The 21832-nt window shown below is 37.0% G+C and carries 20 protein-coding genes; all 20 read left to right on the top strand.

Features of this window, described 5'->3' with window-relative positions; all coding sequences use genetic code 11:
• Positions 1–14: 14 nt before the first annotated feature.
• The 20 genes from AC1RJ8_RS00685 to AC1RJ8_RS00590 all read left to right on the top strand — a co-directional run bounded on the left by AC1RJ8_RS00685 (position 15) and on the right by AC1RJ8_RS00590 (position 21826).
• Entirely contained in the window at positions 15–884 is an 870-nt protein-coding gene (locus AC1RJ8_RS00685) for a glycosyltransferase (RefSeq protein ID WP_492952248.1), read from the top strand.
• A gap of 6 nt (positions 885–890) precedes the next feature.
• Positions 891–1985, top strand: a complete 1095-nt coding sequence (locus AC1RJ8_RS00680) for a glycosyltransferase family 4 protein (protein ID WP_492952249.1) — start codon at positions 891–893, stop codon at positions 1983–1985.
• Positions 1982–3199 (top strand): hypothetical protein, encoded by a 1218-nt coding sequence (locus AC1RJ8_RS00675; RefSeq protein WP_492952250.1) that lies wholly within the window; start codon positions 1982–1984, stop codon positions 3197–3199. Before AC1RJ8_RS00680 ends, AC1RJ8_RS00675 begins: the two co-directional genes overlap by 4 nt.
• A gap of 19 nt (positions 3200–3218) precedes the next feature.
• Positions 3219–4493, top strand: a complete 1275-nt coding sequence (locus AC1RJ8_RS00670; protein WP_492952251.1) for a DegT/DnrJ/EryC1/StrS family aminotransferase — start codon at positions 3219–3221, stop codon at positions 4491–4493.
• Positions 4490–5092, top strand: a complete 603-nt coding sequence (locus tag AC1RJ8_RS00665; protein ID WP_492952252.1) for a sugar transferase — start codon at positions 4490–4492, stop codon at positions 5090–5092. The genes AC1RJ8_RS00670 and AC1RJ8_RS00665 overlap by 4 nt, the downstream gene beginning before the upstream one ends.
• 6 nt (positions 5093–5098) lie before the next feature.
• Entirely contained in the window at positions 5099–6199 is a 1101-nt protein-coding gene (locus tag AC1RJ8_RS00660) for a glycosyltransferase (RefSeq protein WP_492952253.1), read from the top strand.
• A 19-nt stretch (positions 6200–6218) separates the two neighbouring features.
• Positions 6219–8060 carry an asparagine synthase (glutamine-hydrolyzing) gene (asnB, locus tag AC1RJ8_RS00655; protein ID WP_492952254.1) on the top strand — a complete coding sequence of 614 codons (1842 nt, stop codon included), beginning with the start codon at positions 6219–6221 and terminating at the stop codon, positions 8058–8060.
• 4 nt (positions 8061–8064) lie between these two features.
• On the top strand, positions 8065–8958 hold the full coding sequence (locus tag AC1RJ8_RS00650) for a glucosamine inositolphosphorylceramide transferase family protein (RefSeq protein ID WP_492952255.1): 894 nt from the start codon (positions 8065–8067) through the stop codon (positions 8956–8958).
• Between the two features lie 13 nt (positions 8959–8971).
• Positions 8972–10054, top strand: coding sequence for a glycosyltransferase (locus AC1RJ8_RS00645; RefSeq protein ID WP_492952256.1), 1083 nt, complete (start codon positions 8972–8974; stop codon positions 10052–10054).
• Positions 10055–10175: 121 nt separating this feature from the next.
• Complete coding sequence (locus AC1RJ8_RS00640; protein ID WP_492952257.1) at positions 10176–11267, top strand: NAD-dependent epimerase; 1092 nt, start codon at positions 10176–10178, stop codon at positions 11265–11267.
• Between the two features lie 220 nt (positions 11268–11487).
• Positions 11488–12879: a pectate lyase family protein gene (locus AC1RJ8_RS00635; protein WP_492952258.1), complete on the top strand. Its 1392-nt coding sequence runs from the start codon at positions 11488–11490 to the stop codon at positions 12877–12879.
• A 78-nt stretch (positions 12880–12957) separates the two neighbouring features.
• Positions 12958–14112, top strand: coding sequence for a glycosyltransferase family 4 protein (locus tag AC1RJ8_RS00630; protein ID WP_492952259.1), 1155 nt, complete (start codon positions 12958–12960; stop codon positions 14110–14112).
• A 51-nt stretch (positions 14113–14163) separates the two neighbouring features.
• On the top strand, positions 14164–14967 hold the full coding sequence (locus tag AC1RJ8_RS00625) for a phytanoyl-CoA dioxygenase family protein (RefSeq protein WP_492952260.1): 804 nt from the start codon (positions 14164–14166) through the stop codon (positions 14965–14967).
• A gap of 11 nt (positions 14968–14978) precedes the next feature.
• Positions 14979–15950, top strand: coding sequence for a hypothetical protein (locus tag AC1RJ8_RS00620; RefSeq protein ID WP_492952261.1), 972 nt, complete (start codon positions 14979–14981; stop codon positions 15948–15950).
• Positions 15947–16435, top strand: a complete 489-nt coding sequence (locus AC1RJ8_RS00615) for a GNAT family N-acetyltransferase (RefSeq protein ID WP_492952262.1) — start codon at positions 15947–15949, stop codon at positions 16433–16435. Before AC1RJ8_RS00620 ends, AC1RJ8_RS00615 begins: the two co-directional genes overlap by 4 nt.
• 45 nt (positions 16436–16480) lie before the next feature.
• The gene (locus AC1RJ8_RS00610; protein WP_492952263.1) at positions 16481–17518 is read left to right on the top strand and encodes a GNAT family N-acetyltransferase; all 1038 of its coding nucleotides are present in this window, start codon (positions 16481–16483) and stop codon (positions 17516–17518) included.
• Positions 17519–17548: 30 nt separating this feature from the next.
• Positions 17549–18607 (top strand): GNAT family N-acetyltransferase, encoded by a 1059-nt coding sequence (locus tag AC1RJ8_RS00605; protein WP_492952264.1) that lies wholly within the window; start codon positions 17549–17551, stop codon positions 18605–18607.
• Positions 18608–18638: 31 nt separating this feature from the next.
• Positions 18639–20567 (top strand): polysaccharide biosynthesis protein, encoded by a 1929-nt coding sequence (locus tag AC1RJ8_RS00600; RefSeq protein WP_492952265.1) that lies wholly within the window; start codon positions 18639–18641, stop codon positions 20565–20567.
• Between the two features lie 133 nt (positions 20568–20700).
• Positions 20701–21117, top strand: a complete 417-nt coding sequence (locus AC1RJ8_RS00595) for a helix-turn-helix domain-containing protein (RefSeq protein WP_492952266.1) — start codon at positions 20701–20703, stop codon at positions 21115–21117.
• A 151-nt stretch (positions 21118–21268) separates the two neighbouring features.
• On the top strand, positions 21269–21826 hold the full coding sequence (locus AC1RJ8_RS00590) for a hypothetical protein (protein WP_492952267.1): 558 nt from the start codon (positions 21269–21271) through the stop codon (positions 21824–21826).
• The last annotated feature ends 6 nt before the right edge of the window (positions 21827–21832 follow it).

The following is a 21832-nucleotide window of genomic DNA, read 5'->3' as shown; positions in this document are numbered from 1 at the left end:
TATTAGCTTCTATTATGAAACAAGACGATCCGGGTATAATGGTTAGCATTTTTTGCATCACTTATAACCACAGTAAATTTATTGCGAAAGCGCTGGATGGATTTCTGATGCAGAAATGCAATTTTAATACAGAAATTATTATTGGCGACGATTGCTCTACCGATGGCACCACAGAGATTATTGATGAATATGTTGCCAAACATCCTGATAAAATTAAGCGTTTAAAAGCACCAAAGAATATTGGTGCTACCCAAAATGTAATTCGGGTTGCGCTAGAAACTAAAGGTAAATATGTGGCCACATGCGATGGTGATGATTATTGGTTAGACCCATATAAACTCCAGAAACAGGTAGATTTCTTGGAGAATAATCCAGAATATGTAATGTGCTGCCATTATACACGCGAAATAAATTTTGACGATACTGAGCTGTTTTACATGGACTTTAATCCCGTTCCCCTGCAGTATAGCTTTAGCGATCTGATTGTAAACAGGCAAGTAGAAACCTGTACTGCAACTATTGTTTACCGCAACATTGAAGCCATTAAAAATCTTTATAAAAACGATTGGTTTCTAAAGTGTTATGCCTGCGATAAACTGTTGAAACTCTATTGCACTTGGGTAACAGGTAAAAAAATATACGTTTTACCCGAAGTAATGAGTTGTTACAGGCGTCACCCCGGAGGTATTTGGAGTCCGGTTGCTTATGTTCCATTAAAGAAGATGCAATTGAGCGATTTCTATATCATCATTAAAATTTTCACATATACTGGTTTACAGAAAGTTAAACTTTTAAACTTCTACCTCAGAAAATACTTCCTTTTCGAAGTGAAATATAAAACCTTTGGAAACGCTTTCCAGACCATTAAAACGATTGTAAATTAATTCGAAATGGCTACTAAATTATGCTTCGTAATCAACAGTTTAGAAGGAGGTGGTGCTGAGCGGGTAATTAGTAACCTGGCTAACCACTTTAGCGATAAAGATTGCAGTGTTACAATGATTTGCCTTAATACAGCTAAAGTTAAATATCAGATTAATAAACAGATTAAAATTGTAAATCTGGTAGAAAGAAAAGATAGTCAAAACCTCTTAAACAGGGTTAGGTATGCTTACTTGACTTTTTACAGGTTGCTTTTTCTGTTAAAGAAAGAAAAACCAGATTGTACCATTTGTTTTATGACATCGGCTAACATTTGGGCAGGTTTATGTTGTATGATTTTAGGTTTGCCTTATCTGGTTTCTGAAAGAACCGCCCTAAATAGTACCATACAACAATACAACAAATTACTACAGTGGTTTATATTTCATATTTATAGAAAATCAAAAGCCATTGTGCTACCAGCTTTTGGGATGTTTAAAGGATTTAAAAGAATTAAGCAATTCGAAAAGCTGGATAACTTTAAAACAATACATAATCCAATCCATCACTTTTCTCGTTCAAACGCAGGCGCTGTTCATGGTAAACGATTTATACTCTCGGTTGGCAGGCTATGTTATGAAAAAGGCTTCGATCATCTTATTGAGGCTTATAGCAAACTGGAATTGGCTGATGTTGATCTTTTAATTTCTGGAGAAGGGCCAGACAGAGCAAATCTCGAAAGGCAAATTGCCGATTTAAACCTAACAGATAAAGTTAAGCTGATCGGTTTTAAATCCAATCTGCAAGACTATTATACACAGGCCGAGGTGTTTGTGCTTTCCTCCAGAAATGAAGGTTATCCCAATGTACTGGTAGAGGCCATGGGAATGGGCTGTGCCTGTGTGGCAATGAACTGTGAGTTTGGCCCTTCAGAGATTATCGAACATGGAATTAACGGACTTCTGGTTGCTGATAAAGATATAGTAGGACTTTCATTATCTATTGATAAAATACTTAATAACAGTGATTTAAAAAGTAAATTTTCAGAAAAAGCAAGGTCGATCAACGAAACAAATTCTATTGAACGCATTTCTGCCAACTGGGAGCAACTCATCATGTCATGATTAAGAAAATAATGTTTCTCTTTTTGTTGTTTGCCTATGTTTATGCAACAACATTCAACATCTTCATGACCGGGGTTTTCAGAATTCCGGCACCAATAGTTTTCCTGGTGCCGTTAATCTATTTCTATCGGACTGAAGAAACAGGGTTCCTATATGGAAAAGAATTATTTGTTTTCTTTATTGCAGCCCTGTTTTTTTACCTTATAGGTCAGGCAGATGTTACTGGTTTTTTTGCCTTATTAATTGTCGCGGCTTGCTTTGCTTTATTATTCAACTACGTTATCGGTACCAATTTAAAGCGAATGAATATCGCAATTGGATTTTTCTTCGGCATATTGTTGCTCTCGGGAATCATCATGTTTATCGATCATGAGTACAATATGGCGCCTGTCCGGTCGCTTTTAGTACAGGAAGACGTATTGCAGGCACCAGCAGGCATATCGACCACTATTTTTACTTTCGGCTACCAGATGGCTGCTTTAACACCTTTTCTTGTGATTAATGCCATCCTGTTTAAAAGAAGCTGGCTAATTAATCTTCTTTTATTTGGTTTATCGCTCTCTCTTATCTTCTTTGGTATGCAACGGTCGGTTTTGGTCGCTTTTGCAGTTGTAACCGGATTATTTTTTTTAAGCTATTATAAAGCCAAGTCCATTTTAATATTTGGTGTGTTTTGCGCAATATTTTTTATCGCACAAAGCTCAATTGAACAATTTTCTGAAGGTAAAAAGCAACAGAATATTTTAAATAAAAGTGCAGAAAATGCAAGAGGTAAGGAAGAGCGAGGCGATTTAATGGGAGAGAACATCCAAATTATAAGCGAATATCCTCTTGGACTACTGTTTTATGGAAAAACCTGGAACGATGTCGTGCAACACAACTTTGTTTACAAAAAAGGGCCTATCGTTATTACATCCCATAATGCCTATTTAATGTTTATTACTTATTTGGGGCCTTTGCTGGGTTTTATTTTGCTTATTTTATTATATCGAAAAGTAGGGAAGATCATTTTTTATGCTTTTTTGCACATCAAAGATAAGAAAAATGCACTCCTCGTCTGTTTAAGCTGTTCTTTTCTAGCCATTTCCATCAACTCATTTTTTCATAACGAATGGCTTCTGGCAACGAGTGGCCCAACATTATTCCTATACTTTGCCATTCTACAACTCTCCAAAATTAAAATGGAAGACCCCATTTTGGTTGAATATAATTAACACAATTAAATTGACGAATATGAATATCCCATTCTCTCCGCCTTTTATCGATCAAACTGTGGTTGATCAGGTATTGGAAACACTTAACGACAAATGGATTACCACAGGGCCAAAAGTGAAAGCCCTTGAATATGAAATTAAGGCGACAACTGGAACTGATGAGGTGATCTGTGTAAATTCCTGGACATCAGGTGCCATTTTAATGTTAAAGTGGTTTGGTGTTAAAGCCGGCGACGAAGTAATTGTACCGGCATATACCTATAGTGCCACGGCATTAGCTGTTCTTCATTGCGGTGCAACTCCGGTTATGGTTGATGTGCTTGAAGATTTTAATATCGATCCTGAAAAGGTTCAGGCGGCAATTACTTCAAAAACCAAAGCGATAATCGCAGTAGATATTGCCGGCTGGCCGTGTGATTATACTGCTCTAAAAGAATTAATTAATCGTGTTGATATTAAGAAAAAATTTAAATGCCAGTCAGATAAACAATCTTTGCTTAAAAGAATATTACTGATTTCGGATGCTGCCCATTCAATAGGCAGTTTATATTACGATAAACCGGCTGCACAGATGTGCGATGTAACGATATTTTCGTTTCATGCTGTTAAAAATATTACAACAGCCGAAGGAGGGGCAATCTGCTTAAATCTCCCGGCTGCATTTAATCCTCAGGAAGAATACAGCTACTTAAAAATGTATACGCTTAATGGTCAGGACAAAGATGCGCTTTCTAAATCAAGAGGTGCTGGCTGGCGGTACGATATCCTGTTTCAGGGACTAAAGATCAATATGCCTGATATCTGCGCTGCAATTGGTTTAGCACAGATTAGGAAATATAATCAGGATCTTTTACCTCAGCGTAAGAAAATTGCACAGCATTACTGTGATGGCTTTCAGCACGAAGATTGGTTTATTGCACCACCTTTAGTGAGTACGCAACGCGAATCCTGTTACCATCTTTTTCCCTTAAGGGTTAAAGGTTTAACCGAGATACAGCGAGATCAGATCATTGATGACCTGGCATCTCTGGGGATTGCGAGCAATGTTCATTTTATCCCGATGCCAATGCTTACGCTCTTTAAAAACCTGGGTTATAAAATTGAAGATTATCCAATGGCCTATCAGAATTATGCCTGTGAGATTTCTCTGCCCATTTATCCGCAATTAACAGGTACAGAAGTAGAATTTATCATCACTTCGGTAATCAGCTGTGTGCATATTCAATTAAATAGCCATTTAGAAATTGAAGAAGGTGGCTTTTCAGGACATAAACAAATGGCAGTAGCATCATGAAAATAAATAAGAAAAGAATATTCGATGTGGTTTTTGCAACGCTTTGTTTAGTGTTGTTCAGTCCGATTTTAATCTTGATTGCTATCCTAATCAAGCTCGACTCGAAAGGTCCTGTTATTTTTAAACAGATCAGGGTTGGACGGAACATGAAAGATTTTCATTTGGCAAAGTTTCGAACCATGTATGTTACACAGAGCAACAATAGCTTACTTACCATCGGGAACAGAGATAACCGCATTACAAGGTTAGGGTATTGGTTACGGAAATACAAGTTAGATGAATTGCCCCAGCTATTGAATGTTTTAAAAGGGCAGATGAGTTTTGTTGGACCAAGACCAGAAGTTAGAAAATACGTGAATCTTTACAATGAGGAACAACGTTACGTTTTATCCGTTAAACCGGGTATTACTGATTGGGCATCGGTTGAGTTCTGCAATGAAAATGAGCTGCTAAAACATGCAGAAGATCCCGAAACTTATTACATCGAAAGGATTATCCCCGCAAAAATTAAACAGAACATGAGGTATATCAATCACAACGATATCCTTACCGATTTCAAAATTATTTGGTTAACGATTAATCGGATTGTCATCAACTAATATAACATGTACGCTCCACAAAAAACTATTAAAGAAGAAGTTAAGCTTAAAAAGAAAGTTTTCTTTGTACTCAGCTCATTAACTTCGGGCGGCTCAGAACGGGTGTTCTGGAATTTGGCCCAGGGATTTAACAAAGATAAGTTCGATGTCACCATTGTGATTTTAGATTCGACCGTGAATTGTTTCTCGATGGACCTGGAAGCTGTTCGTTTTATTGATCTAAAAACCAAAAAAGCCTCTAAATCTTTTTTTTCACTTTATAGCTTGCTAAAAAAAGAAGCGCCTTATGCAGTTTTTTCCACTACCGATCACATCAATATATTAGTCTCACTGGTTGGGCGGTTTTTAAAAATCCCGATGCTTATTGCCAGGGCTTCTAATATTCCACACGAACAAAGATTGTTTGAAGGATTTAAGTCGAGGTTTTACGAGCTTTTTGCCAGCGCAAGTTATCGGGGTTACAAACAGATCGTTTGCCAGTCGGAAGAAATGAAACAATCATTGATTGATACTTATAATGTTAATCAGAAGCTGATTAAGGTAATTGCCAATCCAGTATTGAAAACCAATAAATTAAAAGAGGTTAAAGCACCTGATAAGGTATATAGATTATTAGTTGTGGCCCGTTTTGCGCTGGAAAAAGGTTTGGAGCGACTGGTTGATATTATGGCACATTTGCCCGAAAATTATCACCTCGATTTCGTGGGAACAGGAGTACTAAAAGATCAGATTAACTCCAAAATTAAGAAGCTGCAGCTCGATCACAGGCTCAAAATTTTAGGAGAAATTAAAAACATTCACGAAGTGATGATTCAGCACGATTTAATGGTGTTGAGCTCTTATACAGAAGGTTTCCCCAACGTGGTTTTAGAAGCGCTTACCGTAGGCTTGCCGGTGGTAACCTTTAGAGTGAGCGGCATTCCGGGATTAATTATCGATGGCTTTAACGGTTTTGTTTTAGAACAGGATGATCTGGCAGGCTTTAGGCGGCGAATTATCCAGGCCTGCACTCAAGGCCAATGGAACCCGGCTGAGATTAGGAGAAATGTATATCAGAAATGTGCGCTTGATAAAATCAGCGCTCAATATGAAGAATTAATCAGTTAACAATCTAAAATATATCGCTATGTGTGGAATATACGGCACAACCATACCTTACTCGAACGGAACTATCCGTGAGAAAATGGCAAGAATCAATTTTCGAGGCCCAGATTATACAGGCGTTCAACGTTACGATCAGGTTATTTTTGCGCACAATAGATTGGCCATTATCGATCTGGACGCACGCTCCAATCAGCCCTTTTCGTATTTGCACCTCCATATTGTTTTTAACGGAGAAATATACAATTACAAAGATATTAGGAAAGATCTCGAACGGAAAAACTACCAGTTTAACACCAGTTCTGATACCGAAGTAATATGTGCAGCTTATCTTGAATATGGTGCCGATTGCTTAACCCGCTTTAACGGGATGTTTGCTTTTGTAATTTATGATACCTATAAAAACGAACTGTTTGGTGCCAGGGATCGCTTTGGTAAAAAACCTTTTTATTATGCACACGATCATTCATCGTTCGAATTTGCAAGCCAACCCTCACAAATTAATATTGCCAGGAACCTAAGTGTTAACGAAGAAGCCATTAATCAATACTTGATTTGGGGTTATGTGCCAGAGCCTCAGTCTATTTATGCAGCGGTAAAACAATTGCCGGCAGCCAATTATTTTAAATACGACCTTAAATCTCATAAGCTTAAAATTACGGAATACTGGACCTTAGATTATGGTTGGAAGAACAAGTTTGAAGGGAGTTACGAAGAAGCTAAAGAGGCTTTAGCATTTATTTTGGCCGATGCGGTTAAAATCAGGATGAATGCTGATGTACCATTGGGTGTGTTTTTATCCGGTGGTATAGATTCATCGCTAATTGCGGCTATGGCCACAAAAGAAATCGACCAGGTTAAAACATTCTCTATAAAATTTAATGAAAAGGGTTTCGATGAAAGTGCTTATGCCAATCAGGTTGCTAACCACCTAGGTACCGACCATTATACTATTGAGTGTAATTACAATGATGGCATTGACTTAATTGAAAACTTTAACCGTTTTTACGACGAGCCTTTTGCCGATTCGAGTGCAATACCTACCATGTTGCTCAGTAAAAATACCAGGAAACATGTAACCGTTGCCTTAAGTGGCGATGCTGGCGACGAAGCTTTTTTAGGGTACCACCGTTACAAATGGATTAAACAGGTAAACGGTCTGTTCTATGCGCCACATGGCATTCGGAAAGCATTGGCTGGCTTAATTAATCAATCGCCGAGCTATCGCCATAAATTAATTGCCATGGGCATATCTATGGAAGATGTAGAAAAACTATATGTAAAGATGTTTGGCAACATGGAAAATTCGTGGGTAAAACAACCCGATCTGGCCAAATATAATCCATTGATGCATATTTTAACCAATCCAGCTAAACCTTTGTTAGAACGGATTTCTGATTTTGATATTAAAACCTATTTAAATGGAGATATCAATACAAAAGTGGATCGAGCTTCAATGGCTTTTTCGCTTGAATCGCGATCACCTTTAATGGATTACAGAGTAATAGAGTTTTCTAGAAGTCTGCCCACAGCATTTAAATACACCAATGGAAACCAAAAACGGATATTAAAAGATTTATTGTTCGATTGTGTGCCTGCACACATGTTCGATAGGCCAAAAGCTGGCTTTACCATGCCATTTCAACACTGGTTCAGAAATGAATTGAAAGATTATGTGATGGATAATTTATCGATCGAAAACCTAAAAAACATCCCTGGCATCCATTTGAAAAGAACACAAGAAATTATCAATGAACATATGACCGGAAAGTGGAACAGGTATCCTCAGATCTGGAAATTGCTTGTACTTTCTCAATGGTTAATTAAAAATAAATCGATCGCAGATAAAGTTTCATTAGTAGCGTGATAAGATGAATGCAACAGTTAACCTCTTTAATAAAATATTCGCGGCTGATAAATGGAACATTGGTTTTGTTTATCAAACGCCAGAAGAGCTGATCAGCACAAAAAAGCTGGGTGCGGCTATAAACTGGTTGCAAGAAGATAATATCGATTATGCTGCTGATCCTTTCGTAGTGAGCATAAATGATGCACCAAGAATCTATTACGAAGAACTGGATTTTTGGAAAGGGAAGGGCGAGATTATGATGATTGATGAGTTCGACTTCAAAAACAAGAAGAAAGTGCAGGGCATAAAGCCCGATGCGATCCATTTATCTTATCCTTATCTTCTAGAAGAAAATGATTGTTTATACTGCATCCCGGAAACGTCAGAAGCGAAAGAAATAGCACTTTATCAGGTTAATAAAGAAAACCCCAGCCAATTAACCAAAATAAAAGTGTTGGTTAGTGGAAAAGCTTTTGTAGATAGCTCGATTATTTATCATGAAAACAGATATTGGCTTTTTACCAGTGTATCGGGAGATCACAATTGCCTGTACATTTATCATTCAAAAACTTTAAACGGTCAATATACCGGGCATTATCAGAACCCAATTCCAGTAGAAAAAGAATTCTGCAGGGCTGCAGGGAGTTTATTTAAAGTTGGCAAATCATTGTATCGACCAACACAAAACCCTATTAACCGCTACGGAGGCTCAATTATCATCAATGAAATTGAAATACTCAACGAAAAAGAATTTAAAACTGCCTATAAATTCGAAATATTACCAGATAAACCTTACAGTAAAGGGCTCCATAACATCAGTTTCGCCAATAATATTATTGTAATAGATGGCAAGCGGAAAGTATTAAGCTGGATGATGCCATTCAAAAAAATTATCCGAAACCTTAAAAGGAAATAAATCGCCATTCGAAATGACCACAGTAGAAAAAAGAATGATTTTCATTTCGTTAACCGACGCCCCCAATGGTGCTGAAAATGTGTTGCTGATGATGGCGGCCGCTGTTAACGGCGAAATGTACTTTTTAAAGAAACATGCTTTTACCGGGCTTAAAATTTCTGAAGGGATTTCCAAAAAATATTTAGCTAAAAAAACAATTTTTTGGGGTTTTGTAAAACTGATACCCTTACTCCGAAAATATAAAAAGGATGATGTGATCATGAGCACGCACCCGTACCTAAATGCTTTTTTGGGCTTTTTAAAACGGATTGGTTATCTCAGATCGAAGTTAATTGTCCGCGAGTGCACTTCTGTTTTTACCCGTTTTACCGGAATTAAAAAACGCATTTATCAGATCATTTACCGCATGGGTTATCCGGCTGTAGATTTAGTGGTTTGCCAAACTGCGATAATGAAAATACAACTGCTTGATTATAATAGATTTTTATCGGAGCGCAAAATATTGGTTCAACCCAATCCCGTCGATTTTAATAAGATTATCGCTAAATCTGATCAGCCTCTAATTAATGGTGATGCCAAACTCGATTTTATCTGCTCTGCAGGGAGGTTGATCCCAGAAAAAGGATTTCCGATTCTGATCAAAGCTTTTAAACTGATCAAACATGAGCACCCCAAACTGAAATTACTGGTACTGGGAGAGGGAAAAGAAAGAGCATCGTTAATTAATATTATTCAGGATAATAACTTAAGCGATTCGGTTTTTTTAAAAGGACAGATAGATAATCCGGCTCCTTATTTTAAACAGGCCAAACTTTGCGTAGTATCGTCTATAAAAGAAGGTTTTCCAAATGTGCTCTTAGAAATGATGTCGGTAAACAGCGCAGTCGTATCTACACTTTGTGCAGGTGGCATCGGCGAAATCCCGGCTATTGCCAAAGTTGAAGTAAACAATGTAGAAGCCCTTGCCAAAGCGATGGCCGAAAAATTGAAACATAACCAAAATCCGGATGCCGAAAGGGCGATGCAGTATCTGTACAGCCGTAGGCCAGAAATATTTGCTCAATCTATTTTAAACGCTTTACACCAGCAAAACTAAAACCCAAAATACAAACAAACCATTACCGCATTTTTTTGATGGGATGCTTTGCTGTATCCTAAAAACAAACAATCAAGCCTTTTTCGAGGCCATTCTTAACTGTTTCTCAAACTTAAATTTTATGAAAATTTTAATTACCGGTACAGCCGGATTTATTGGCTTCCATTTGGCAAAACGCTTATTGGAAAGAGGAGATGTTGTTGTTGGCATTGATAACATCAACGATTATTATGATGTGAACTTAAAACATGCCCGCTTGGCTCAAACTGGTATTAATCATACCGATTTGGTTTACGGAATCCCTCAGGTAAGTAATAGATATGAAAATTACACTTTCATAAAGTTGGATATCTGCGATAAAGAAAGTTTAGAAAACTGTTTTAAAACCTATAAGTTCGATGCGGTTTGTAATTTGGCCGCTCAGGCAGGTGTACGGTATAGTTTAACCAATCCGGATGCCTATATCGAAGCCAACATTAAAGGTTTCTTAAATATCCTGGAATGTAGCCGTCATTTTAAAGTTGGCCATTTATTGTATGCCAGCTCTTCGAGCGTATATGGATTAAATAAAAAAATGCCATTTTCTGCTCATGATAATGTAGATCACCCGGTTTCATTGTACGCAGCTTCTAAAAAAAGTAACGAATTAATGGCACATGCTTATAGCCATTTATTTAATCTACCAACCACTGGTTTACGTTTCTTCACAGTTTACGGTCCTTGGGGCCGACCAGATATGGCTTTGTTCTTGTTTACAAAAGCAATTTTAGAAGGCAAGCCCATCGAAGTTTTTAATAACGGGGAAATGAAAAGAGATTTTACCTACGTAGACGATATTATCGAAGGTATTGTAAGAGTTTTTGATCAACCGGCACAGGCAAATCCAAACTGGAATAACCAAAACCCTGATCCGGCTACATCTGCAGCACCTTTTGCCGTATTTAATATCGGTAGAGGAGCACCGGTTAACTTGTTAGATTTTGTCGAAGAAATCGAAAAAGAGACCGGAATAACGGCCCAAAAAATATTCATGCCCATGCAAGATGGCGATGTGGCAGAAACATCGGCAGATATCGATGACTTAAAAAACTTGTTAAATTATGAACCATCTGTTTCTGTGCAAAAAGGTGTAAAGAATTTTGTGAACTGGTTTACAACATTTTATCACCCAAATTTACAGTTGAAGCCGAAAACAGCTGTTGTTGCAATTTAGTTTGTCATGTTTGTGTAAACTAGGTGTATTATAAATTTTATTAAACTGAATTATTAAACTGTCATTTTACTATCTGTAAGCAATTGGTTTACAGTATAAGTAATGTCGAATATTAAGCCTATTATTTAATTATCAGCGTTTTAACTGCATTTTATTAGATGTACTCATTTATCGCATATAGCGTTAAGTTGTAAATTTAAAAAAATAAAAAATGCAGAGAATGACAAAATTGTTTAAAAAAGTGAGTTTAATTGGTTTAATGTTAACGACAATTATCTTCTTTAGTAATTGTAAAAAAAGTGTAAATGCTAATGACACATTAGTCGACAGTACAGAATTGTTTTCAAGCGATTCTACCTCAGTGTTAGCTGCTGTAAGTGGCAGTACAGGTAAGCTAAGCCTTATAGGAGTAAAGTCTGAAGGAGGGTATGCATATAAAATTTCACAATCCATTTCTGGTGGTGACAATGCTACTTCAAAAGAACAGTCGATTTTAAGATTGTTTGAAAACGGAGTAGAACTAGGTCCTGCACATAGCGTACACGATGACATTAGGAATTTAGGTAAGGGAAGGTTTAGCCATTGGGGAACTACGGTAATATTTTCAGCGTCTGACAATACCGACCCCAGAACTAACGGTCGTTCTTATACTTATGTAATGGGTGGTACAAGTGCCATTCTACCTCCAACAGAAACGGTAACTCCGCCCGCAAATATAACCATTAATGCAGCCTTGGTAGGTTATGCTCTTGTAAATGGTAAAACAACAGGCGGCCAGGGTGGCGTAGAAACTACAGTAACCACACTTGATCAACTAAGAGCAGCTGTTGGTGATAACATTACACGTACTATTTATGTGAGTGGTACCATTAAAGGCGCTGGTAAAGATATTGTTTATGTAAAATCAAACAAATCTATTATTGGTAGATCTGGTGCTGTTATTGAAGGTGTGAATTTATTTATTTATACAGTAAGCAATATTATAATCCAGAACATTACTTTTAAAAACTACGTAGAACAGGCTGCAGTACAAATTAAAGAAGCTGCTCATCATATCTGGGTAGATCATTGCGATTTCTCTACAGATCGTACGCATGGTTGGGAATATTGGGGTAAAGACATTACCATTACCAGAGAATCTGATTATGTAACGGTTTCTTGGAGTAAATTCCACGATACCAACCTATCAGTATTAATTAGTGGTGGTATCGAAGGTCACGAAGCTGATAAAGGTAAACTACATGTAACCATGCACCACAACATGTGGTACAATATTACCGAAAGAGAGCCATCAATGAACTATGGAAGTGTGCACATGTTTAACAACTATCACCTTAACAACTCTGGTTACTCTATTGGTACAAGAGCAGGGGGTATAGTAAGAACAGATAATGAGTATTTCTCAAATTGTGTTAAACCATTAACTACAAAAGTGGCAAGTGATCCGGAAGGATATTTTAGCGGTATTACCACCAATATTTACGATAAATGTGGTGCAAACAATATAACGACGGCAGTTTCTACCTGGGTTCCAGAGTATGAGTACAAATCATTCCTTAATGATGCAGCGAGTGTGCCTGCAATCGTAACGGCGAATGCAGGTGCCAGGTAGGTAAAGCAAAACCTTCATATTTTTTCTGCAATAAGCCACCTGGATAGGTGGCTTTGCAGTTTAAATCAAAATTTTGACATGATGAATACAACTAGGAAAAAGATTTTTATCGTCTGCGACTCTTCCAGATCCCTGCTCGATTTTAGAGGCAAGCTGATCGAAAAAATGCAGCAACATAACCAGGTTTATGTGTTTACGCCTAAAATTGAACAAGAATCGGTTCGAAGTAAACTGAAAAAGCTGAATGTAATTACCTACGAAAGTAAATTAGATGGTAGTAATGTTTCTATCTTATCCGATTTAAGGTTTATCTTTTCGTTGTATAAACTCATCAGGCAAATAAAACCTGATATTTTTTTCCCTTACACCTTTAAACCTGTTATTTACGGCTCTTTTTTAGCCAAATTATGCAAGGTTAAATTAATTGCCCCCATGCTTACTGGCTTGGGTTATAACTTTACCGATAATTCTTCCAGTAATAAACTAATTGTTAAAATAACCAGGTTATTACTAAAGTTGAGCCTGAAGCCCAATCCACGTTTAAATATAATTTTTCAGAACAAAGATGATTCTCAGCGTTTAATCGATCTGAAGATCCTGAATAAAAAACACCAGGTTTATGTGGTAAACGGATCGGGTGTAGACTTAAGTCATTATCACTACTCCAAACCAAGTACCTCGCCCATAACCTTTTTAATGGTATCAAGGCTCATTAATGCAAAAGGCATTAAAGAATATTACGATGCCGCTAAATTGATTAAACAACGTTTTCCACAAGCCGTTTTTAAACTCATTGGACCATATGATCCGAACATTGACGCCATTGCACCCGAGCTGTACCAGAAAATTGCGAGTGGAGATACGATTCAATACATAGGGCAGGTTGATGATGTGCGGCCAGATATTGAGCGCTCTTCGGTAATGGTGCTCCCTTCTTATTATGGAGAAGGCGTTCCACGCTGCGTGCTCGAAGGAATGGCCATAGGCAGGGCGGTGATTACCTGCGACTCTGTAGGATGCCGTGAAACCATTAATAACGACCCTAAGCAGGCCAATGGATTTCTTATCCCAGTTAAAGATGCTGGCGCACTAGCCAATAAAATGGAATACTTTATTAATAATAGTGATGATATTATTGCTTTTGGAAACAAAGGACATGAATTTGCAAAAACAAAATTTGATGTGGATATCGTTAATGCAGCACTCTTTAAGATTATGCATTTACAGGCTTAACCAACCTTTGCACATCGGTAACTAACCAATAAATAAACTAAACCTAAAATTGTGAACAATACATTTATCTACAAACGAGCCACTTTAGCCGACTTTAGGGAAGCTATTGATGAATATGGATGGGTTGTATATGAAAAAGCAATCAATCAGAAATTAATTTCAGAAATAACCACTGGTTTTGAAACTTCTTATCTGTTAAGAAGAGAAATACAGGTTTTAAATGGAATTGAAGAAAATATGGAGGGAACATTACATCATTTGCTTGAGAAAGATAATTTCGCTATTGAGCTTTTGAGTAAATTGTACTGCCACAGGGAAATCCGTGATTTTTTGGGCGGAAACTATATTCTTAACGGAATAAATGGAGTGATTAACAGCAAGAAGACTAAATCTTATATCCAGGATATCCATCGCGATGTACGCACATTTTCCGCTGAATCTAAATTTATGATCCAGATGATTATAGTACTTGATGATTTTACCATATTTAATGGCGCCACACATTTTTTGTCGGGCTCTCATAAATTGGATATCAAACCCGAGGAAAAACACTTTAAAGCTTTCGCTAAACAAGCTATTGCCAAAAAGGGAAGCATTATATTATTCGATTCCAACATCTGGCATGCAGGTGGTATCAACTTCACCCGCAAGCAGCGCAGAGCCTTAACCCTAGGTTTTACAAAGCCTTACATTAAACAACAATTCGATTACCCCAGATTTTTAGGATATGAATTTGGCGAAAAAATAGATAGCGATTTAAGGCAGATTATTGGTTACAATGCCAGGGTACCGGCCAGTTTACAGGAATATTACAGACCTGTAGAAAACAGAATGTATAAAGCAGACCAAGGGTAGAGAATAAAACGATGGAAAGAGAAACGCACTCACCCAAAACTATTGGCGGCTACATCCCCCTCGAATTATCAAAAGGGGAGCTTTATTACCCTGATTTAATTGCACTTAATACAGGCAGAAATGCACTCGAGTATGTGTTAAGGACAAGAAAATATTCCTCCATATATCTTCCATACTATACCTGTGAGGTTTTGTTAGAACCGCTCCAAAAACTAAATATACCCTATCACTTTTACCATATAGACGAAGATTTAGATCCGGTGATAGATTTTGAAATAGGCGAACATTCCTGCTTACTTTACACCAATTACTTCGGAGTTAAATCGGAAACTGTTAAAAAGCTAGCTAAAAAAATCAAGAACCTGATTATCGATAATGCGCAGGCATTTTTTTCTAAACCGGTAAACAATTGCGATACCTTCTACTCATGCCGCAAGTTTTTCGGCGTACCCGATGGTGCCTATCTTAATATCTCTAACACATTGGGTTTAAATTTAAAACAGGATCAATCAACAGATCGCTTCGCTCACCTGATTAAAAGTATCGATATCAATATTGAAGAAGGATATGCAGATTACATAGAAAACAACAAGCAACTATGCAATAACGAAATCAAACAGATGTCGGTATTAACTAAAAACATTCTTTCCAGCATTGATTACGATAAGTGCGCAGATATCAGAAGAAAAAACTTTGCTTATCTGGATCAGCACCTGGGGCAGGAAAATATCTTGAGGCTAAATTTTTCAGGAGAAGATGTACCGATGGTTTACCCGCTCCTGGTGGAAGATCCGTCTATCAAACAACAGCTCATCAATCAAAAAATATTTGTAGCCACCTATTGGCCTAATGTTTACGAATGGGCACACGTTGATAGTTATGAATACTTTCTGACTAAACATCTTGTTTCGTTACCAATTGATCACCGCTACAGCATAGCGGATATGAAAGTAATTGTTAAAGCCTTAAAACCGCTCATATGAACACTCAAATTTACTTAAGGCCGTTAGCGTTAAAAGATGCTGATGTGTCGTACAAGTGGAGAAACGACCCTGAAGTATGGTCGTATACCAAATTTGTGTTAAAAGATCCCATTACGGCAGAGGTTGAAAAACAATGGTTGTTAAATAAACTAAATCTGGCCAATGAAAAACGTTTTGCCATCTGCGTAAAAAATACGAATGAATATATAGGTAATATCCAACTGCTCGACATCGAAAACGAGAGCGCAGAATTTCACCTCTTTATCGGCGAAAAGAAATACTGGGGAAAGGGTATAGGCTATAACGCTTCTTTGATGTTGTTAAAGTATGCCTTTTATAACCTTAACCTTAAACATATTTTCTTAGAAGTACATTCAGATAACCTGGCTGCTTACTCTATTTATAAAAAAGTAGGTTTTCAGCCTGTTTCACAACAGGAAGATTTCATAAAAATGGTAATTAATTCTTCTGTTTTACTTACCTAAAAATGAACTGCTTACTTTAAATCTACCCTAATTTAATAGCTTAAAATGAGAAAGATTATTACAATTGACGATAAACAAGAATGGTCTGCATATGTAAAACGTGCTTTGCATTACGATTTTTATCACACCTGGTATTATCACGCTTTAGATAAAAGTGGTTTCCCTATATTGTTTGTGTATGAAGAAGGAGAGAATTATATTGCCTTCCCACTTTTGAAGAGAAACATTCCCGGTTCCGATTTTTTTGACTTTACATCGGTTTATGGATATACAGGGCCCATTTCAAATATGGACTTCAATGCTTTGGACGATGATTTTATGGAACGCTTTAAAAATACATTCATAGCGTTTCTTGAAACTGGCCAGAATGTAACTGTTTTTTCCAGATTGCATCCGTTTTTTAATCAGGAAAGGTTAATGGAGAAGTTTTCAGGAGTATATGCCAATGGGAAAACAGTGGCAATCGATTTAACCACAACCATTGAAAATCAACGGGCGGGCTACCGAAAAAGCGTAAAAGAAAAAATCAGACGGTTGAGAAAGCGTAATTATGAAGTCCGAATTTCGACCGATATTAACGACACAAGCATTTTTTCTGAAATATATACCGAAAATATGATTCGGATAGGCGCAAAAGACCTTTACCTTTTTAATAATGCCTATTTCGTTGCGCTACTTTCTTCTGATGAATTTGATAGCAAGCTTTTTTTGGTGTATAAAGATGGAATAGCCATATCTGGCGCCATAGTAGTTTGTACCAAAGAAATTATGCAGGTGCACCTTTTGGCTACCAGAACCGCTTACCTGTTCGAATCGCCAGCTAAACTATTGACTGATGAAATTACCATAATTGGTAGACAACTAGGATATAAATATTTTAACCTGGGTGGGGGTGTTAATTTTAAAGAGGACAACCTTTTTGGCTGGAAGATGGGTTTTTCTAATTTATGCTTCGAATTTAATAGCTGGCGGTATATTGCCAATAACGAATTATACAATACACTTTTAAACGAAAGATCGCTTGATCCTTTTTCGACTGTTGATTTTTTTCCACTCTACCGTAGTCCTGTAATTGCTTCGTAATTAATTATTATTTCTTTTAATGAAATGGATATGCTGATTGAAAATAATGCTAAAGGCACTACTTTGCAATTAACTTTAAAACAGAAGGATGATTGGGTAAAGTATATTAGCTTAGCTGCTGATTATGATTTTTATCATACATGGCATTACCATGCTATGGCGACAAACGGAAGGCCCATTTTGTTTGTGTATTGCGAAGTCAATAATTTTATCGCTATCCCTTTATTGGAACGTGCAATCCAGGATACACCATATTACGATCTGCATTGCGTTTACGGTTATTCAGGCCCTGTTTCTAACCTGAAATTTACCGATATGAGCGACAGTTTGAAAGAGAATTTTCTAAGTACTTTTTCCGCATTCTTATATAATGGCAGCTACGTTTCTGTTTTTTCCAGGCTTCACCCTTTTTTTGATCAGAATATACTGTTGCAAAAAACTGATGGCATGTATGAAAATGGAAAAACAGTTGCTATTAACTTACAACAAGGTATAGAAGAGCAACGGAAACAGTATAGGCAAACAACGAGAGATAGCATTAAGAAATGTAGAAAGTTTGGTTATGTTGCCGTAGAAGCTACCGCTCAAGAAGATATTGCTGCTTTCACGAAGCTCTATCAATCTAATATGAACCGTATTAGTGCTACTGATTTTTATCTTTTTACCGAAGAGTACTTTACCAAGCTTGTTCAGGCTACAGAATTCGACTGTAAGTTAATCCTGGTTTATTCGAACGATGATTTAGTTTGTGGCAGTATCATTATGTGTACCAAAGGCATTATAGAGGGCCACTTGATTGCCACTAATGCCAATTATCTTAAAAATTCTCCAGCTAAATTTTTGGTTGATGAAATTAGTGAGTTAGGCCGCAAATGGAAAATGAAATACTATCATTTAGGCGGCGGACTTGGTTTTAAAGAAGATTCGCTCTTTGAATGGAAGCTTGGTTTTTCAAATATGGTTTTAGATTACTACAGTTGGCGTTTTGTTGCCAATAAGGCTGTTTACAACCAGTTAGTTGAAAAATCGGGTAACCAAATACATACAGATGTTGACTTTTTCCCTCTTTATAGAATGATACCTCAATAAACTTTAAACAAATATTTAATGATTCTCAATTATGAAAAATTTCTTTTTTCCAGACCGAGCACACTCAAGGTGGTTAATTTTATTGATTGATCAGATGATCGTTGTATGGACATTGTTTATATCCATCGTATTAACCAATACTTTAAACTACGCCGACGTTTTTAACTCAGGCAATGCTGTATATGTGGCACTTTATTGTTTCATCGCTGCAGGTGTTTTCATTTCATTAAGAATACACACCGGTATTATCCGCTATTCCAATACCGAAGATATTTTGAGGGTTTTCCTTGCGGTTTTTGTAACCAGTTTACTCTTCGTTTGTGTAAATAAAATACTCTCGCAACGTTTTCAACTGCTTTGGCACCAAATGGATAAAGCATTAATATTGAACTTTTTTATCTCCTCATCGCTGCTTATTCTTATGCGAATTTTGGTAAAAGGAGTGTTTTTGTTTTTTAAAGAACTTAAATCAGAAACCAAAGAGAATATTCTGATTTATGGATCCGAAAAAAAAGCAATCCTGATCAAAAAAGCAATAGAACAGAATGGAGATTCTAACCTAAGCATCATTGGCTTTATTGATGACAACAGAGATCGGGTTGATAAATACCTCGAGCAGAAAAAAGTATACCACTCTTGCTCAGTAGCGTTATTAAAAGAAAAACACAATATAAAAAAGATACTTTTTGCAGAAGATGCACTAAACACTTTAAACAAAAAGAAAATTATCGATATCTGTGTTAACGAAGGTATGAAAGTAATTATGGTGCCACCATCAGATAAATGGTTGTACGGCAAGTTGGATTCGCACCAATTACGCGACCTGAAAATTGAAGATTTGCTGGAGCGTGAACCGATTAAGCTCAATAAAAAGAATATCCTGAAAGATTTAAGTGGAAAATGTATTTTGGTTACAGGTGCTGCGGGTTCCATCGGATCGGAGATTGTTAGGCAGGCCTTACAGTACAATCCTAAATCTGTAATTCTCTGCGACCAGGCAGAAACACCGCTTCATGATTTAAAACTCGAACTGGAAGACAACTTCCAGGATGCGAACGTGAAGATATTTATGGCCAATGTGCAGAATTTAAACCGGATCAGAACATTATTCGAGCTCTATAAACCTGAAATTGTTTTCCATGCTGCGGCTTACAAACATGTTCCTATGATGGAGAATAATCCAGCTGAAGCCATTTTAACCAATGTGCTGGGCACTAAAAACATGGCCGATATATCAATGGAATTTGGCGTAGAGAAGTTTGTAATGATTTCTACAGATAAAGCTGTTAAGCCAACCAATGTAATGGGGGCATCTAAACGTTTGGCCGAAATTTATATTCAGTCACTAAACAGTCCGGAGATTATATCAACTGGCGAAATTACCACACAAACTTCGCGCACCCGTTTTGTAACTACCCGTTTCGGAAATGTTTTGGGCTCAAATGGCTCTGTTATTCCAAGATTTAAAAGCCAGATAGAAAAAAGAGGTCCTATCACAGTAACAGATCCAGAAATTACCCGGTACTTTATGACGATTCCGGAAGCCGTTCAATTGGTAATGGAAGCCGGAGCAATGGGCAAAGGAGGAGAGATATACCTTTTCGATATGGGTAAGCCAGTTAAGATTGTCGATTTAGCTGTAAATATGATCAAATTAGCGGGTTTAACGCCTTATGTGGATGTCGATATTGTGTTTACCGGCTTAAGGCCAGGAGAGAAGCTGTATGAAGAACTTTTGCTTATCGATGAAGAAATTATACCCACACATCATCCAAAAATTAAAATATCACAAAAAGTAGCTTACAATTATTTGTACGTTAATCAAATTATTAAAGATCTGATTGTACTCAATAACGATGGCAACGATTTGAATATGGTGAAGAAAATGAAAGAAATTATACCCGATTACATCAGTAATAATTCAAGATTTGAAGAGTTAGACCTGTTGGTTGCCAATTGATCACCGTAAAAATACCCTAATGTAATTATTTTACTTTTGTTCTTGAAATAATTATTAAATTGCATTAAATAGTAATAGTCGTCCCAGATTGTTGATCGAATTTAAATATTTATTTTAAATTAAATTAACTGCTATGAGTTTAAATGTAGGCCAGGTTCTTGAGCGTGTTGTACGCAGAGACAGAATGGGAATAAGTGAATTATCCCGGAAATTAAATGTAAGTAGAAGAACTATTTACAATTGGTTTGATCAGAAAAGTCTAAACCCTGAAATTATTTGGAAAGTAGGTACCGTCATCGGTCACGATTTTTCTGTTGAATTACCCGAAACTTTTGCTAAAAACAGTAACTATATCCATGAGGCCTTTGATGCACATACAGGTGATCAAACCAAAGGTGATGCGAATTCTGTATACTTCTGGATGAATAAATACATCAAGTTACTTGAAAAATACAACGAAATATTAAGCAATAACAACATAGAAAAGAATGTTTCTGAAACGGTTGCACATCATACTATGCCAAGAAATAACAATCGGTCTATTTCTTAAGTCATTGCCGGTATTCTAATTTGTTTTAAACCGATATCTTCTTAGGGTTTACCATCCGGTGAACACTCCCTTTTTTATAGTATCTCTCTAAATAATTCGCCATGAGCACGCTCTATGGTGATGGATTTCTATTCACTAAAATTTCGAAATCATGAAAACAATTAACGCATTAACTCTACTGTTACCATTGTTTGCCTTTCAGGTCGCCAAAGCACAATCGCAGGTTTATGGTGGTACAGGTATTCGGTACTCAGTTGGCATCGAAACAGGTTTGGCTACTGGCTATTTGGCCAAAAAGTACGAAGCACCGCTTGGCGTTTCCGTTCAGGCAGAATTTCCCATCACCGAAAGCATCTTATATGCCTCGGTAAATACCGGATTCAATAATATTTTTGTATCGGGCAATTACTCCCGCTTGGTTGATGATTTACAGCTTGTGCCGGTTAAAGCGGGCTTAAAATATTTCTACAGAAGTAATCTTTATCTGCAGTCGGAAATAGGTTTCTCCTTCCTCTTAAATAAAACAAATTGTGTGGAGGGCAAAAAAGCAGCATTTGTATACGCACCGCAGGCAGGAATGATATTTTATCTGCACAACAATAATTACATCGATGCAGGATTACGCTATGAAAGCAATGGCAAATTCTATCACTGCGACCATACGAACAACTTTGTTGGCTTCAGAATCGCCTGGGGCTTCAGTTTATAAACGGGT

Source organism: Pedobacter sp. GW822-FHT03F06 (assembly GCF_058801365.1).
The sequence above is the reverse complement of the archived record's forward strand: the minus strand, read 5'-3'. Positions and strand labels throughout refer to the sequence as shown.

Bases quoted from the DNA above. Each gene is read 5' to 3' on its own strand.
- AC1RJ8_RS00635 (WP_492952258.1), top strand. From the start codon at position 11,488: ATGACAAAATTGTTTAAAAAAGTGAGTTTAATTGGTTTAATGTTAACG.
- AC1RJ8_RS00670 (WP_492952251.1), top strand. From the start codon at position 3,219: ATGAATATCCCATTCTCTCCGCCTTTTATCGATCAAACTGTGGTTGAT.
- AC1RJ8_RS00665 (WP_492952252.1), top strand. From the start codon at position 4,490: ATGAAAATAAATAAGAAAAGAATATTCGATGTGGTTTTTGCAACGCTT.
- AC1RJ8_RS00685 (WP_492952248.1), top strand. From the start codon at position 15: ATGAAACAAGACGATCCGGGTATAATGGTTAGCATTTTTTGCATCACT.
- AC1RJ8_RS00620 (WP_492952261.1), top strand. From the start codon at position 14,979: ATGGAAAGAGAAACGCACTCACCCAAAACTATTGGCGGCTACATCCCC.
- AC1RJ8_RS00595 (WP_492952266.1), top strand. From the start codon at position 20,701: ATGAGTTTAAATGTAGGCCAGGTTCTTGAGCGTGTTGTACGCAGAGAC.
- AC1RJ8_RS00630 (WP_492952259.1), top strand. From the start codon at position 12,958: ATGATGAATACAACTAGGAAAAAGATTTTTATCGTCTGCGACTCTTCC.
- AC1RJ8_RS00675 (WP_492952250.1), top strand. From the start codon at position 1,982: ATGATTAAGAAAATAATGTTTCTCTTTTTGTTGTTTGCCTATGTTTAT.
- asnB (WP_492952254.1), top strand. From the start codon at position 6,219: ATGTGTGGAATATACGGCACAACCATACCTTACTCGAACGGAACTATC.
- AC1RJ8_RS00610 (WP_492952263.1), top strand. From the start codon at position 16,481: ATGAGAAAGATTATTACAATTGACGATAAACAAGAATGGTCTGCATAT.
- AC1RJ8_RS00615 (WP_492952262.1), top strand. From the start codon at position 15,947: ATGAACACTCAAATTTACTTAAGGCCGTTAGCGTTAAAAGATGCTGAT.
- AC1RJ8_RS00600 (WP_492952265.1), top strand. From the start codon at position 18,639: ATGAAAAATTTCTTTTTTCCAGACCGAGCACACTCAAGGTGGTTAATT.
- AC1RJ8_RS00680 (WP_492952249.1), top strand. From the start codon at position 891: ATGGCTACTAAATTATGCTTCGTAATCAACAGTTTAGAAGGAGGTGGT.
- AC1RJ8_RS00590 (WP_492952267.1), top strand. From the start codon at position 21,269: ATGAAAACAATTAACGCATTAACTCTACTGTTACCATTGTTTGCCTTT.
- AC1RJ8_RS00640 (WP_492952257.1), top strand. From the start codon at position 10,176: ATGAAAATTTTAATTACCGGTACAGCCGGATTTATTGGCTTCCATTTG.
- AC1RJ8_RS00645 (WP_492952256.1), top strand. From the start codon at position 8,972: ATGACCACAGTAGAAAAAAGAATGATTTTCATTTCGTTAACCGACGCC.
- AC1RJ8_RS00660 (WP_492952253.1), top strand. From the start codon at position 5,099: ATGTACGCTCCACAAAAAACTATTAAAGAAGAAGTTAAGCTTAAAAAG.
- AC1RJ8_RS00650 (WP_492952255.1), top strand. From the start codon at position 8,065: ATGAATGCAACAGTTAACCTCTTTAATAAAATATTCGCGGCTGATAAA.
- AC1RJ8_RS00605 (WP_492952264.1), top strand. From the start codon at position 17,549: ATGCTGATTGAAAATAATGCTAAAGGCACTACTTTGCAATTAACTTTA.